A 14,147-nucleotide genomic window follows, 5' to 3' on the forward strand; every position below is an offset into this window, starting at 1 on the left:
ACGTGACGGAAAAACGCGAATACACGGACGACTATCAGGACAAGACGCTGTACATCCCCGGTCCGACCGAGGTGCGCGAGGACGTCATCGAGGAGATGTGCCAGCCGATGTTCGGTCACCGGATGGACCGCATGACCGACCTCTATACGACCATCGTCGAGGACACGAAGGAGTTCCTCGGCACGGACAACGACCTGATGATTCTCACGGGGTCGGGCACCGAAATCTGGGAGTCGTCGACGCTCAACCTCGTCGACGAGAACATCCTCGTGCCGACCTGCGGGAGCTTCAGCGAGCGCCACGCGAACGTCGCGGAGCGCCTCGGCAAGAACGTCGACCGCATCGAGTACGAGTGGGGCCAGGCCATCAAGCCCGAGGACATCCGCGAGGCGCTGGAGTCCAGCGACAAGCACTACGACGTGGTCGCCACCGTGATGAACGAGAGTTCGACCGGCATCCGCAACCCCATCGAGGAAATCGGCGACGTGGTCGCCGAGTACCCCGACACCTACTTCGTCGTCGACGCGGTGTCCGCTCTCGGCGGCGACTACGTCGACATCGACGAGCACAACATCGACGTCATCTTCGCCTCGTCGCAGAAGGCGTTCGCCATGCCGCCGGGACTGGCCATCTGCACCGTCAGCGACGACGCCTTCGAACGCGAACTGTCGAAGGACTCGGCGTCGTGGTACGGCGGCTTCCAGCGCGCCCTCGACTACTACGACCGTAAGGGCCAGACCCACTCCACCCCCGCGATTCCCATCATGCTCGCGTACCGCAAGCAGATGAAGTACATGCTCGAAGAGGGCCACGAGGGCCGCGACCAGCGCCACCGCGAGATGGCCGAGTACACCCGCGACTGGGCCTACGAGCGCTTCGACATGTTCCCCGAGGAGGGCTACGAGTCCCAGACCGTCGCCTGCATCGAGAACACGCAGGGAATCGACGTCGCCGCCACCATCGAGGAGGTCTCCGAGAAGTACGACATGGCCTTCTCGAACGGCTACGGCTCCGCGCTCGGCGAGAAGACGTTCCGCATCGGCCACATGGGCGAACACGACGTGGAGTCCATCAAGGCGCTGACCGACGCCATCGAAGACGTGGCCGGCCTGTAACGGCCGCGGCTCACCCCAGATGCCGCACCTACAGTTCGACCTCGACTTCGAGGTCACGGAGCGAGAGGCGAACCAGTTCGCCACCGAGCTGGCCGAGTTGTACGCCGAGCGAATGGACGCCGACACCGACTACGCCGCCGTCACCGTCCGCGAAGTCAAGGCGATTCATCTCGGCCGGGCGACCGACGAGAAGACAGTCGTACTGCAGGCCGATATCCGGGCGGGTCGGTCGGCGGACCGGAAGCGCGAACTCGCCCTCGCGGTCATCGACGCCGTCGCAGAGCGGTTCGGCGTGCCGGAGTCGAACCAGAAGGTCGTCTTCACCGAACACGAGGGGAGGCAGATGATGGGCTACGACCGCGTCGGCGACGACTGGTCCGAGCCGTCCTGACCCTCGTCGGCGGTCCGGAGTTCGACCGCGAAGACGGACCCGCAGGGGTCGTTGTCTTCGACCCACACGTCGCCGCCGTACGTTTCGACGAGCGACTGCACGAGATACAGTCCGAGGCCGGTTCCCCGACTCTCCAGTCCCTTTTCGTCCTTGGCGAAAATCGCTTCTTTCCGCTCGTCCGACACTCCCCGCCCGTCGTCGGCGACGCGGACGACGACGCGGTCTCCTCTCTCGGTCTCCGAGACGGAGATGTCGACAGTCGGTTCGTCTTTGTCGGTGTGCTGGACGGCGTTCGTGAGGAGGTTCCGAAAGACGGACCCGAGCATGTCGTCGGCGAGCACCGCGACCGCGGGTATCTCTGAGTTGACCGTCACGGTCGCGTCCGGGGCCATATCCCGGAGCGACGCGAGTTCGGATTCGAGCACGGGTCGGAGCGGGACCCGCTCGTTTTCGACGCCCCGACCGCCCATCATCTCGGCCATGTCTCGCGCCGTCTCCGTTAGTTCGACCGCGTGATTGGCGCGCTTCCGAACGATTTCGACGTACTCCCGCGCCTCGTTGTCGTCGTCGTCGACGCGCTCGGCGAGCAGTTCCGCGTAGGCGGTCACCAACTGCAGGTCGTTGCGAACGTCGTGGCGGACGACCTGATTCAGCACCTCGAGTTCGTCGCGTTGCGTTTCGAGGAGGCGGTTCTGCTCGCGGAGTTCCGCCTCGTAGCGCTTCCGCGTCGTGATGTCGCGGGCGACGCTCAGCACGACCGTCTCCCCGCGGTAGGTCACGAGGCTCGAACTGATTTCGACGGGGAACTCCCGGCCGTTTTTCGCCCGATGGACCGTCTCGAACACCTGCGTTCCGTCCGTCGGCATCTGGGAGATGAGCGCCGAAGCCTCCTCGTCGCTGAGTCCCGCGTCGATGTCGTGGACTGTCATCGAGAGCAGTTCGTCCCGGGAGTAGCCGAGCAGTTCCACCGCGGTCTCGTTCACCGCGAGGATGTGGCTGTCGATGTCGATGACCCAGACGGTGTCGTTCATCCCGTCGATGAGCTCTTGGTACTCCTCGCGGGCGCGCTTCAGTTTCTGCTCTCGCTCTCGTCGGTCGGTGATGTCCCTCGACACGGCGATGACGCCGACGACCTCGTCGGTCACTCGAAACGGCGCGAAGCGGTAGCTCAGCGTCCGCGATTCGCCGTCAGGGGTGACGAGTTCGGTCTCGCCTTCGAGGCAGTCTACCTCGCCGTCCAAGAGTTGCTGATACGGGTCACCCGTGCGCTCCTCGCGAATCCTCTCGACGAGCAGGCTTCGCTCGCCTTCGAGTTCGGCGGGCGTCGCCCCGTAGAACCCGGCGAGGTAGTCGCTCACGAGTACGAACCGACCGTCGCGGTCGTACAGGCACGCGCCCTCCAGTATCTGTTCGAAGACGCGCTCGTAGACGAGCGACGGGTCGACCGCCCGGCGGCCGGTCGCCGCGACCGCCCGCTCGACTCGGACGGCCAACTCGTCGTACCCCTCCGAGCCTCGCGCCCGGACGTAGTCGGTGACGCCGGCATCGAGGGCGTCGCTCGCCGTCACCTCGTGTTCCCCGTCGGCGACGACGAGAAACGGAAGTTCCACGTCCCGCTTCCGAATCGCGGTGAGGAAGCCGAGCGCGTCCGTCTCCCCGGCGTCGACCGCCGAGACGACACAGTCGAAGTCGGCGTCTTCGAGCAGGTCCAGCGCTCCGGTCGCGGTTCGAACCGTCTCGACCTCGAACTGCGCCTCCCGCCGGCGAACGGCTTCGGCGACCGCCGCCGTGACCCCCAAGCTGGCGACGACGAGAAGTTCTACCGCTCCGCTACCTCCATCGCTCATTACATAGGTCACTCAGGTGCGGCAAATAAAAGGTAGCGTGCCGACCCACCGCGGTTCCGAAATAATCACTCGGTTGTAACACCCAGTAGCAACACTTTTGTGACGACCGCCGAGACCACGACGGCATGAACGAACCAAGACTCGACGTATCGGCGGTAACGGGCGGCAATTGGCGGGGATATCTCTCGGAGATGGGCCCGTCGTGGGTCGCGGGCGCGGTCGCGGCGGGGCCGGCGACGATGGCGACCGTGCTCACGGCCGGCGCGACGTTCGGCTACGCGATGCTGTGGGTCGTGGTGCTCTCGGCGGTCCTCGGCGCGTCGGCGCAGTACCTGTCGATGCGACTCGGCCTGCTCACGGAGGACGGTCTCATTGCCGTGGTCGAACGGGAGTTGGGCGACGGCTGGGCGTGGGTGCTCGTCGCCGACGCGGTGCTGGCCGCGGGGCTGGCCCAACTGGTCATCATGAAGGGTCTGGCTGACGTGAGCGCGACGATAACCGGCGTCGACGCCCGGGTCTGGGGCGTCGCGTGGGCGGTCGTCCTCGCCGCCGGGCTGGCCGGGCGGGGCTACCGCTTCGTCGAACTCCTCGCGAAGGGGCTCGTCGCGGCCGTCGTCGTCGCGTTCCTCGCGTCGCTGTTTTTCGTCCCCATCGACCCGGCGGCCGCGGTCGGCGGGCTCGTGCCGCGCATCCCGGCCGGAGTCGACGGCGCGCTCGTCGCCGCCGGCATCCTCGGCGGCGCGGTCCACATCACGCTCATCACGATGCACTCGTACACGATGCGCGCCCGCGGCTGGACGACCCGCGACTACGGGCTGGCGACGTTCGACGTGGGCGCGTCGATGCTCGTCGCCTTCGGCATCTACAGCCTCGCCATCTTCGTCGTCGCGGCGGGCGTCCTCCACACCCCCGAGGTGGCCGCGAGCGACCTCTCGGCGGTGACGGCCGCGCAGGCGCTCGGCCCGCTGGCGGGCGCGAACGCCAAGTGGCTGTTCCTCCTCGGCCTCTTGGGCGCGGCCGTCTCCACGCTCGGCGGCAACACCGTCGTCCCGCCGTATCTCGTCGCCGACAAACTGGGCTGGGGGACGGACCTCTCCGACGGTCGGTACCGCGCGCTCCTCGCGGGCGTGGCGCTGTTCTCCGGCGTTGGCGCGTTCCTCGGCGGCGCGTTCTTCCCGCTTCTCGTGTTGGTGCTGGCGTTCGGGCTCGTCGGCACGCCCTTCGCCATCGCCGTCGTGCTCGTCCTGCTCAACAGCGACGCGGTCGCGGAGCCGAACTCGACGCTCGCCAACCTCGGCGGGGTCGTCCTGCTGGCCGTGACGACCGTCCTCGCCGCGAACTTCGTCCGCTCGCGGGCGCTGTCCGACCTCGGCGACCCGCTTTCGGTGTTCGTCGTCGCCTTCGCCGCGGCGATGGGGGCGGCGACGCTCGGACTGCTCGGCAAGTTCGTCCGCGAGACCGTCGGGCGACCGACCGCGGCCTGACCGGCAGGCGCTCACTCGCGGGGGGGAATCAAGCGACTTATTTTCGACCCCGACAAGCGACAGAGACGCGACAGTGCCCTCCGAAACAGCCGCGGACGATACTCTCGACGGCGTCGTCCCCGACGACGATGTCCCTGACAGCGACATCTCTGACGACGAACGCGAGGCGCTCTTGACCATCGGCCACGGCGCGGTCGTCGCCTCCGGCGGACAGTCGCTCCAGCGGGCGCTGACGACGGCGACCGAGTACGCGCTCGCACAGGGGTTCGGCCCGGTCGTCTACGGCGTCTACGCGTTCGCGTGGCGAGTCTCCCAGCTCTTGTTCCGTCTCGTGAACTTCGGGTCGGTCCCGACGCTCCAGCGGTACCTCTCCGCACACGACGACGACCCCGCGCGTCAGGGACGAGTGGTGGGGCTGGCGTATCTGACGACGCTCATCGTCGGTCTCGGATTCGCCGGCGGGTTGGTCCTCGCGAGCGGGCGGCTCAACGCCGCGACCGTCTCGCACCCTGACTTCCCGCCGACGATACACCTGTTCGCGGCGCTGGTTATCCTCGTCGGCTTGGTGCAGGTCCACGCGGGAATCCTCAGGGCCGTGCAGTCGGCCCGCGGCGAGGCGCTTTTCAACCGCATCCTCCGCCCGGCGGTCAGGCTGGTGGGGGCCGTCGGCGCGATGGCGCTCGGGTACTCGCTCGTCGGCGTCGCCGGCGCGTTCGTCGTCGGCATGGCCGTGCTCGTCTTGGTGGGCTTTCCGATGGCCGTCTCGGCGAGCGGTATCCGACCCGGTCTTCGCGGCGTGCGCTCCGAGGCCCGGCGGTTCTACAACCACTCCGCGCCCATCGCGCTGAGCAGCCTCGGGAAGGTGTTCCAGAACCGCGTCGACGTGATGCTCGTGGGGTTCCTCCTGACGGCGAAGGCGGCGGGCGTCTACAACGTCGTACTCGTGTTGGTGACGCTGGCGTGGATTCCGCTCCTCTCGTTCAACATGCTCCTGCCGCCGGTCGCGTCGGCGCTCTACGCCGACGACGAGATGGAAACGCTCAACGCGGTGTACACGGCGGTGACGCGGCTCATCGTCACCTGCGTCGTTCCGATACTGGTCGTGCTCACGGTGTACGGGCGGTCGATTCTCTCCGTGTTCGGCCCGAACTTCACGGCGGGCTACGTCCCACTCGTGGTCTACCTCGGCGGCGTCTTAGTCGGGAGCGCCGTCGGCGCGACGGGGTGGCTGCTCATGATGACCGACCACCAGTACGCTCGGATGGCGCTCGACTGGCTGCTCGCCGTGCTGAACACGCTCCTCACGTTCGCGTTCGTCCGGGCGTTCGGCTTGTCGGGCGCGGCGCTCGGAACGGCCGTCGCCATCGCCGTCCAGAACTCGATTCAAGTCGTCCTCCTGCGGCGCTTCGAGGGGCTGTGGCCCTTCGACGCGACGTTTTTCAAGCCGCTCGGCGCGGGCGTCGCGGCGGCCGGTGTCATGTTCTTCGTCCGCGAGGCGTTGGGCGGGGCCGGTGCGGTCGTCGTCGCCACCGGCGCGACGCTGGGCGCGGCGACGTACGTGGTCGCGCTCGTCGCGCTCGGCGTCAACGACCGCGACCGACTCGTGGTGACGGCGTTGGCCGCCCGGTACCGCCGGGCGATACGCGCGGCACTCGGTGAACGGTCCGACACGTTCGGGGACCGATAGCGGCTGCTCGCGGGGCTTCGGATTCGCCACACTCGCGAGTCGGGCCGGCGACTGGCGACTGACGGCTGACGAGCGTCGACGAAGTCTCTCACCGAGAGAAGGTGTCGCCCAGAACACTAACGGCCGGTCTCATCCCGAGGCGGCGTGCCGCGTCGACCGGGAAACCCTCGTGCCGGGCGGTCCGTCTTTCGGGCGCGGACGTTCCGAAGTACGCCGGCGTCTGCCGGCCAGTAGCTGTTGCGTACCCGGGTTCGCCGTGCTGTCATCGCTCCCGAAGCGGGAACACTCGGACGGGGACTTGAGGTACGCAGTCGACCCTAGCGCGCCGGGGGTAAAACGAGTTCCGACCGGCGGGCGTCGTCGCCGGCGAAGAAGACGGCCCGAAGTCGGACGACCTGCCCGTTGACGCGGACGAAGTAGAGACGGTCTTCGGACCGGTCGAACGCCGGGAGCGCGTCGAGGTCCGCGCGGAGGGCGTCGTAGTCGCTCAGGCAGTCGGAGATACTCGACTCGCGCGGGTGGCCCTCGGCGGCGGCTTCGACCACCTTCAGCACCCACGGGCTGTTCGCGACCCGGGGGTCGGCGGCGTCGACGACGGTCGCCCCGTCCGGGGCGTTCCCGACCAGTTCCGCCCGGAGGACGATTTCGGCCGACGTACACCCACGAAGCGACGAGCAGCCGGCGAGGCCGCCGGTCAGCCCGACGCCGACCGCCGCGGCTCCGCGGCGGAGCAGTTGACGGCGAGAGGGTCGACCGGCCATCCACTGACAGAAATTCGGAGAAACTGATAAGTCTTCCGTCGACTACAGCGCGTACTCGTCTTCGCGCAGTTGGACGTACTTGCCCTTGCGGTACTTCACCTTCGTCCGCTGGTACTGCGTGGCGAGTTTGGCGGCGCTGAACCCCGCGCTGAGCTTCGAGGCGCCGAACGCCTTGTAGCCCTCGTCCTTTTCGAGGAGCTTCCGGGCCGCCTTGAACGTCTTGTCCCACTGGCCGGGGCCGTAGTCGTGGACGATTTCGGCCATGGCGACGTTCCGGAGGATTTCGTCGCCGATGGCGTCCTTCCAGCGGTCGTTGTAGTCGTTCAGGTCGCCCTCGGCGGCGAGTTCCCCGGCGATGGCTCCCGTCCGAACGGCGACGTGGTCGCCGCCCTCGTGGAAGGCCGAGGTCGCGCCCATCGCCCCGCCGGTGACGGCGATGCCGGCCGCCGCGGGCGAGTCGATAGGTCGCGTCGAGGAGATGGCGTACGTCTCGGTCCCCTTCGTCTTCCCGCGGTCCTCGACGAGGGGGAAGTCCTCGTCGATGTCGTACTCGTCGCCGTACTCCTGTTCGAGGAGGCGGCGGACGTACTCGCGGCCCTGCGGGATTCGCTCGTCGTCCTCGCGGAGGAGCTTGTACGCCTCGCGGTCTTCGACCTCGTCGATGTCGAGACCGATGGGCATCGTGAGGCCGACCCGGCAGACGTTGTTGTCGTTCGGGAAAATCCACGGATACGCCGTGTGGCCGGGCATGTAGCCCCACCAGAACTTAATCGCGCCGTCGACCTCGTCGAACAGTTCCGGCGGGAACTCGCGGTGTTCCTGATAGGCGATGTGGTTCGCCTCGGTCGACGACAGGCGGTCCGTGATGGGGAACGGAAGCAGGTCGTCGAGCACCTTGTTCGTGACCGTCCGCTGGGGGCCGTCGGCGAGCACGACGAAGTCAGCACCCACGTCCTCGCCGTTGGCGAGGCGGACGACGTGCCGGGGGTCGCCGCCGGCGGCGTCGAGGTCGGTCTCCACGTCGCGGACGGAGGCCTTCACCCGGTACTCCGCGCCGACGTCTTCGGCGCGACTGCGGAGCCAGTCGTCGAACTTCGCCCGGTGGAAGGTGTAGCCGAACTCGTCGTACGAGGAGTCGATGCCGGTGCTCCGAAGGGTCAGCGACTCGTTCGGCCCGATGAACTCCGCGCGGTCGAGGATGTCGAGCACGACGTCGTCGGGGAACTCGTCGGGGTGGATGCCCATGATGTCCACCCAGTAGTCGAGGATACCGGCCGCGTCCGTCGAGTCGGGCCCGAGGCGCGGTCGGTCTGCTCGGGGGACGCCCTTCTCGAGGACCAGGGCGGAGGCCCCGGCCGAGGCCGCGGCGTGTGCCGCCGACGTGCCGGCCGGACCGCCGCCGATGATGGCGACATCTACGCGTTCCATACCGCTACAGCACTTCGCTCGGGTATTAAACCCCCTGAACCGACGCGGCGTCCGACGGTTTCGAGCCGCGCGTCCGCGCGCTGCACCGACCGCGCTCCAGCAACGCCGCGTTCGCAGCTCGACGCGCCGCCGCTCGGCCCTCTCGACGGGAACTCCCCGGTCGATTCCGTGACGTGGCTCACCGCTCTTTCAAAATACTACTACCGATAATCATAGGACTCGATGAATTTCATCGGCGTATGGCGTTTTTGTCAACAGAATCTAGCTGAATACCGGGGCTGATAACTGAGTGCGGAGGTTTATAGCGGAGAGCGCGGTAGCTCCGAGTCAATGACCGCAGACGAGCCGGACGAACCGAGAGAGCCCGTCGTGTTTCGCGACGAGACGGGCGACCTCGTCTTCGTCGACGGCGGCCCCGCCCCACAGGGGTATGCGCCCGTTGCGTGGAGACTCGGTGAAGACGGCTCGCGGTTCGTCGTCGACCCGACAGTCGATGCCGTCGCGGTCACCCGTACGATTTCGAAACGTCGCCCGCGACGGCGGGAGCCCATCGAGTGAGCGTCCACCCGGCCGAATCGGACAGATTCATCACCGACTTCGAGAATCATCGAGCATGTCCGACCCAGACATCGCGGTGCTTCGGCAGAAGATTCACGGCCTGTCTGCCGAGGCGTACGCCGAAACGCTCCGCGAGCGGCTCCCCGACCGCGAGGTCGCCCTCGCCACGACTCCCGCGGAGGAGCGAGACCTCCTCTCCCGCGCGCGAGTCGCGACCGGCTTCGACGCGGACGAAGCGGACCTCGAAGCCGCAGAGAACCTCGACCTGTTCGCCTGCGTGTTCGCCGGCACGGGCCACCTCCCCATCGAGGCGTTCGAGGCTCGCGACGTGGCCGTCACAAACGCCTCCGGTGTCCACGGCCCGAACATCGCCGAGCAGGTCCTCGGCAGCCTCCTCTACTTCGCCCGCCGCTTCCACGTCGCGGAGCGCCAGCAGGACGCCGGCGTCTGGCAGTCGTACCCGACGGTCGAACTGCAGGACTCGACGGTCACCGTCGTCGGTCTCGGCGCGCTCGGCGAGGCGATCGTGGACCGACTCGAACCGTTCGGCGTCGAGACCGTCGGCGTGCGCTACTCGCCGGAGAAGGGCGGCTCGACCGACGAGGTCGTCGGCTTCGACGACGAACAGGGCCTCCACGACGCCTTCGCCCGCGGGGACTACGTCGTCATCGCGTGCCCGCTGACCGACGCCACCCGCGGTCTCGTCGACGCCGACGCGTTCGCGTCGATGGCCCCCGACACCGTCCTCGTCAACGTCGGCCGCGGCCCGGTCGTCGACACCGACGCGCTCGTCTCGCAACTCCGGAGCAACGGCATCCGCGGGGCGGCACTCGACGTGACCGACCCCGAACCACTCCCCTCGGACCACCCGCTTTGGGACTTCGAGAACGTCCTCATCCCCCCCCACAACGCCGGCCACACCCCGAAGTACTGGGAACGCATGGCCGACATCATCGCCGAGAACCTCGACAAACTAGACGCCGGCGACGACGACGACCTGCGGAACCGCGTGGCCTAATCCGAGTCGACTCGGCGACTCCGCGACCCCGCAGTCGGCGACACCGTGACCGAGTTCCGCACCGAAACTGTCAATCCAGTAGCTACTGTCGGTTGCGCCGTGCAGTTCGCATCGTGGCGGTGGAACCGAATCATCGCGTTCTTCGGCGGCGCTGGACTCCTCTTTTTGGTTCCGTGGTCGGGGCTCTCGCCCGCCCTCCCGGAGTGGACGATAGACGTGCTGCTGTCCGTCCCGGTCGGCCTGTGCGTCTACGGGTTCACCGAACAGCCGCGAAAAGTGATTGCGCTGATACCGGTCGGAACCGCACTCGGAATCGGGGGGTTCGCCCTGTACCGGACGTCCGGCGTGCACCTGTTTTGACGACTGTGGTCGCGTCGCGGGAGACGCCGCGGCGACTCGTCGTTACTCGTCGCGCGTGAGCGCGGGATTCGTCACCGCGCCGTTCGCAGCGGAGCCGAAGTCGCGGGCGTACTTCGCCAGCACGCCGGAGGTGTACGCCGGCGGCTTGGGTTCCCAGTCCTCTTTCCGCGCTTCGAGTTCCTCGTCGGAGAGGTCCACGGAGAGTTCGCGGTTCGGGATATCGACGGTCACCTCGTCGCCGTCTTCGAGGAGGCCGATGGGGCCGCCCTCGGTGGCCTCGGGGGCGACGTGGCCGACCATCGGGCCGCGCGTCGCGCCGGAGAACCGGCCGTCGGTGAGAAGCGCCACGTCGTCCTCGTGGCCCTGTCCGACGACGGCCGCGGTGACGCCGAGCATCTCGCGCATGCCGGGGCCGCCGCGCGGACCCTCGTTGCGGATGGCGATGACGTCGCCCTCCTCGATGTGACCCTCCTGCACGTAGCGCATCGCGTCCTCCTCGTTCTCGAAGACGCGGGCGGGGCCGGTGTGGTGGAAGGCGTCGTCGCCGGTCACCTTCAGGACCGCGCCGTCGGGCGCGAGGTTGCCGGTGAGAATCTTGATGGCTCCCTCCTCCTGATACGGCTCGTCGACCGTGTAGAGGAAGTCCGCTTCGAGACCCTCGTCGTCCGGGAGGTCGAGGTGGTCGAGTTCCTCGGCGATGGTGCGACCGGTGACGGTCATCGCGTCGCCGTGGAACAGACCGGCCTCGACGAGACGGCGGATGACGACCGGGATGCCGCCGATTTCGTGGAGGTCGTTCATGACGCGCGTGCCGCCGGGCTGGAGGTTGGCGATTTTCGGCGTGCGTCGGGAGATTTCGTCGAACTCCTCGATGTCGAGGTCGACGCCCGCCTCGGCGGCGAGCGCGAGCAGGTGGAGCACGGCGTTGGTCGACCCGCCGGTGGCGACCTGCAGGGTGATGGCGTTCTCGAAGGACTTCTTCGTGAGGATGTCGGAGGGGCGGCGGTCGTTTTCGACGCAGTCGAGGACGACCTCGCCGGCGTGGCGGGCGTTCTCGTAGCGCTCGTCGGACTCGGCGGGCGCGGAGGCGGAGCCGAGGGGGGCCATTCCGAGCGCCTCGGAGATGGAGGCCATCGTGTTGGCCGTGAACATCCCGCCGCAGGAGCCCGCGCCGGGGCAGGCGTGGCGTTCGAGGTCGTCGAGTTCGTCGGCGCTCATGTCGCCTTCGGCGTAGGTGCCGACGCCCTCGAAGACGTTCTGGACGGTGACCTCGCGGCCCTCGTGCTGGCCGGGCATGATGGAACCGCCGTAGAGGAAGACGGAGGGGAGGTCCGTCCGGATGGCGGCCATCATCATGCCGGGGAGGTTCTTGTCGCAGCCGGCGACGGTGACGAGCGCGTCCATGCGCTCGCCGAAGGAGACGAGTTCGACGGAGTCGGCGATGACCTCGCGGGAGATGAGCGAGGCCTTCATGCCCTCGGTCCCCATGGAGATGGCGTCGGAGATGGTGACGGTCCCGAACTCGATGGGCATCCCGCCCGCGGCGTCGATACCCTCGATGGCCGCGTCGGCAACGTCGTCGAGGTGGACGTTACACGGCGTGATATCGGCGGCGGGGTTCGGCACGCCGACCATCGGCGACGAGAAGTCCTCGTCGTCGAAGCCCATGGCGCGGAACATCGCACGGTGCGGGGCCTTGTCGGGACCCTCCGTGACCTCCGTGCTGCGGAGGTTCGGGTCCTTACCGCTGGAGAACACGTCGTCCGGGTCCTCCTCGCGTGGGGACTGCTGGCTCATACCTCTTCGGAGCGTGTGCGCGAACTTAAATGGCCGCGACTGGGCAGACGTTGCAGTCGGATTCGCCCGAGGACCCCCGATTCTGTGGGCACTTACCTACTCCTCGTCGCGCCGAGCTAGGCCGGTGAGATGCGGCGCTTCCGGGACGATTATCTCCGCGGTCCCGAGTCGGGCGGCGTTTTCGCTCCCCGGCAGACAGAACGTCGGCATCCCGTCGACGACGCCCGCGGTCGCGCGGGTGCCGACGACCTTGGTGCCGATTTCGTCGTACGAGAGCCGCCGGAACAGCTCGCCGAAGCCCGGAAGCGTCTTGTCGAACAACTGGGTCGCCGCCTCGACGGTCCGGTCGTCGGGCGTGACGCCCGTCCCGCCGGTCGTGACCGTCACGTCGACGTCGCCGCGGTCGGCCATCCGCGCGACCGCGGTCTGAATCTCGTCGTAGTCGTCGTCGACGACCCGCCGGACCGACACCGAGTGTCTGGCCTCTCGGAGCAGTTCCGCTATCGCGTCGCCCGCCGGGTCGTCGTCCACGTCGCGGGTGGACGAAACCGTCAGTACCGCCGCGTCGAGGTCGTCGATGTCGTGGTGGTGATGGTCGTGGTCGTGTTCGCCGTCGCCGTGGTGACCGTCGTGGTCGTGGTGATGGCTGTCGTCTCCGGCTCCGTGGCTCTCGCCGTGGTCGTGGTCGCTCACGGCCGCGGCTTCGTCGTCTGGCGATAAAATTCCCGCGTCGGCCCGGCGGTCGCTGGCTCGCGGCGGCCGGCCGGACAGTTCACCGCCGAGCGGTGCGGCTCACTCGCCGTCGGCTTCGTCGAGGTCATCGAGCGTCAGGCGTTCTGCGTTCTCGCGGAGCGTCTCGAACTGCTCGTTGGCCCACTCGACCGCGTCTTCGGTATCGTTGCGGGCGACCCCGCCGAGGCCGGTGTCGGTGTAGACGACGATGCCCGCCTCGTCTTCCGTCACCCAGAGGCCGAACCGGAACGGGACCTCGGCCCGGTAGAGCGTCACCGACTCGTGTCGGAGCTGGTCGGCGATGACCGCGTGAGAGTCCGGAGTGGCGACGAGACGGTCGAACAGCTCGTCGGCGATTATCATCTCGACAACCGTCCCGCCGGCCGTCGCCGTCTCGTAGAACGGGCGGAGCTGACCGACGAGCGCGACCGGGGCGACGCCGTAGACTCGCTCCGCGCTCTCGACGCTCGAAAACAGCTCCTGAATCGCGCTGTCCGGGATGTTCGGACTCGACGTGTGCACCGTCGCGCCCGTCAAGAACGCGGGGTCGAGCGGCGCGTCGACCGGGAGCATCGAGAGGAGGTCTCGGGCCGCGTAGACGCCGCGGAGCGAGTCGAGACACTCGTCGTACGCGTCGAGCGCGCGCCGGCCGACGCACGTCAGTCGGTACTCGCCGTCGCCGCGCTCGACGAGCCCGGCGTCGAGCAGTTCGCGGACGACGCGGTCGACCGTCGAACGCGACGTACCGAGGTCGTCGGCGAGCCCGCGCTTGTCTCGCGGTCGCTCCGCGAGCGCTCGGACGAACGCCGACCGCCTCACGAGCAGACGCGAGAGCTGTGCTGAAGTCCCGTCTCTGGTCACGTGCGTGCCTCTCTTCGGAGCAGGGTCCGACGACTGTCGGCCCGGCTGTTCAGCCCGCTGATCCCGTCGGCGAGCGCGACTGCCAAACCCGACTGTGTTGGGTACCCT

Annotated in this window: 13 protein-coding genes; 7 read left to right on the forward strand and 6 right to left on the reverse strand. The window is 68.0% G+C overall.

The genetic code is table 11. The features are described from left to right. The first annotated feature begins 2 nt into the window (after positions 1–2). Both C457_RS12555 and C457_RS12560 read left to right on the forward strand, forming a co-directional pair. Positions 3–1,115, forward strand: coding sequence for a pyridoxal-phosphate-dependent aminotransferase family protein (locus tag C457_RS12555; protein WP_008095137.1), 1,113 nt, complete (start codon positions 3–5; stop codon positions 1,113–1,115). 19 nt (positions 1,116–1,134) lie between these two features. Then, positions 1,135–1,506, forward strand: a complete 372-nt coding sequence (locus C457_RS12560) for a tautomerase family protein (protein ID WP_008095139.1) — start codon at positions 1,135–1,137, stop codon at positions 1,504–1,506. On the opposite strand, the gene C457_RS12565 is transcribed toward C457_RS12560, so the two are convergent. Then, positions 1,467–3,353 (reverse strand): PAS domain S-box protein, encoded by a 1,887-nt coding sequence (locus tag C457_RS12565; RefSeq protein WP_049913572.1) that lies wholly within the window; start codon positions 3,351–3,353, stop codon positions 1,467–1,469. The genes C457_RS12560 and C457_RS12565 overlap by 40 nt on opposite strands. A gap of 125 nt (positions 3,354–3,478) precedes the next feature. On the opposite strand from C457_RS12565, the gene C457_RS12570 reads away from it, so the two are divergent. Further along, positions 3,479–4,837, forward strand: coding sequence for an NRAMP family divalent metal transporter (locus tag C457_RS12570; RefSeq protein ID WP_049913573.1), 1,359 nt, complete (start codon positions 3,479–3,481; stop codon positions 4,835–4,837). A gap of 73 nt (positions 4,838–4,910) precedes the next feature. Next, on the forward strand, positions 4,911–6,524 hold the full coding sequence (locus tag C457_RS12575; RefSeq protein ID WP_008095144.1) for a lipopolysaccharide biosynthesis protein: 1,614 nt from the start codon (positions 4,911–4,913) through the stop codon (positions 6,522–6,524). A gap of 317 nt (positions 6,525–6,841) precedes the next feature. On the opposite strand, the gene C457_RS12580 is transcribed toward C457_RS12575, so the two are convergent. After that, the gene (locus C457_RS12580; protein WP_008095146.1) at positions 6,842–7,285 is read right to left on the reverse strand and encodes a hypothetical protein; all 444 of its coding nucleotides are present in this window, start codon (positions 7,283–7,285) and stop codon (positions 6,842–6,844) included. 42 nt (positions 7,286–7,327) lie between these two features. Then, a complete protein-coding gene (locus tag C457_RS12585) occupies positions 7,328–8,713 on the reverse strand; it encodes an NAD(P)/FAD-dependent oxidoreductase (RefSeq protein ID WP_008095148.1) in 1,386 nt (461 codons plus the stop codon). A 330-nt stretch (positions 8,714–9,043) separates the two neighbouring features. Between C457_RS12585 and C457_RS12590 the strand changes: the two genes are divergently transcribed. The 3 genes from C457_RS12590 to C457_RS12600 all read left to right on the forward strand — a co-directional run bounded on the left by C457_RS12590 (position 9,044) and on the right by C457_RS12600 (position 10,649). Further along, positions 9,044–9,271, forward strand: coding sequence for a hypothetical protein (locus C457_RS12590; protein WP_004974750.1), 228 nt, complete (start codon positions 9,044–9,046; stop codon positions 9,269–9,271). A 55-nt stretch (positions 9,272–9,326) separates the two neighbouring features. After that, the gene (locus tag C457_RS12595) at positions 9,327–10,289 is read left to right on the forward strand and encodes a D-2-hydroxyacid dehydrogenase (protein WP_008095151.1); all 963 of its coding nucleotides are present in this window, start codon (positions 9,327–9,329) and stop codon (positions 10,287–10,289) included. Positions 10,290–10,388: 99 nt separating this feature from the next. Continuing rightward, positions 10,389–10,649, forward strand: coding sequence for a hypothetical protein (locus C457_RS12600; protein WP_008095153.1), 261 nt, complete (start codon positions 10,389–10,391; stop codon positions 10,647–10,649). Between the two features lie 42 nt (positions 10,650–10,691). Here C457_RS12600 and ilvD read toward each other — a convergent pair whose 3' ends face one another. From ilvD to C457_RS12615, 3 genes are all read right to left on the reverse strand, one after another. Beyond that, positions 10,692–12,446, reverse strand: coding sequence for a dihydroxy-acid dehydratase (gene ilvD, locus C457_RS12605; RefSeq protein WP_008095155.1), 1,755 nt, complete (start codon positions 12,444–12,446; stop codon positions 10,692–10,694). Positions 12,447–12,542: 96 nt separating this feature from the next. Beyond that, on the reverse strand, positions 12,543–13,139 hold the full coding sequence (locus C457_RS12610; protein ID WP_008095156.1) for a MogA/MoaB family molybdenum cofactor biosynthesis protein: 597 nt from the start codon (positions 13,137–13,139) through the stop codon (positions 12,543–12,545). Between the two features lie 99 nt (positions 13,140–13,238). After that, positions 13,239–14,039: a helix-turn-helix transcriptional regulator gene (locus tag C457_RS12615; RefSeq protein ID WP_049913574.1), complete on the reverse strand. Its 801-nt coding sequence runs from the start codon at positions 14,037–14,039 to the stop codon at positions 13,239–13,241. Positions 14,040–14,147: the final 108 nt, after the last annotated feature.

The sequence above is a fragment of the Haloferax prahovense DSM 18310 genome (genome assembly GCF_000336815.1).
GTDB lineage: Archaea > Halobacteriota > Halobacteria > Halobacteriales > Haloferacaceae > Haloferax > Haloferax prahovense.

Excerpts from the sequence above, each read along its gene's own strand:
- C457_RS12560 (WP_008095139.1), top strand. The coding sequence starts at position 1,135 with ATGCCGCACCTACAGTTCGACCTCGACTTCGAGGTCACGGAGCGAGAG.
- C457_RS12565 (WP_049913572.1), bottom strand. The coding sequence starts at position 3,353 with ATGAGCGATGGAGGTAGCGGAGCGGTAGAACTTCTCGTCGTCGCCAGC.
- C457_RS12570 (WP_049913573.1), top strand. The coding sequence starts at position 3,479 with ATGAACGAACCAAGACTCGACGTATCGGCGGTAACGGGCGGCAATTGG.
- C457_RS12580 (WP_008095146.1), bottom strand. The coding sequence starts at position 7,285 with ATGGCCGGTCGACCCTCTCGCCGTCAACTGCTCCGCCGCGGAGCCGCG.
- C457_RS12585 (WP_008095148.1), bottom strand. The coding sequence starts at position 8,713 with ATGGAACGCGTAGATGTCGCCATCATCGGCGGCGGTCCGGCCGGCACG.
- C457_RS12590 (WP_004974750.1), top strand. The coding sequence starts at position 9,044 with ATGACCGCAGACGAGCCGGACGAACCGAGAGAGCCCGTCGTGTTTCGC.
- C457_RS12595 (WP_008095151.1), top strand. The coding sequence starts at position 9,327 with ATGTCCGACCCAGACATCGCGGTGCTTCGGCAGAAGATTCACGGCCTG.
- ilvD (WP_008095155.1), bottom strand. The coding sequence starts at position 12,446 with ATGAGCCAGCAGTCCCCACGCGAGGAGGACCCGGACGACGTGTTCTCC.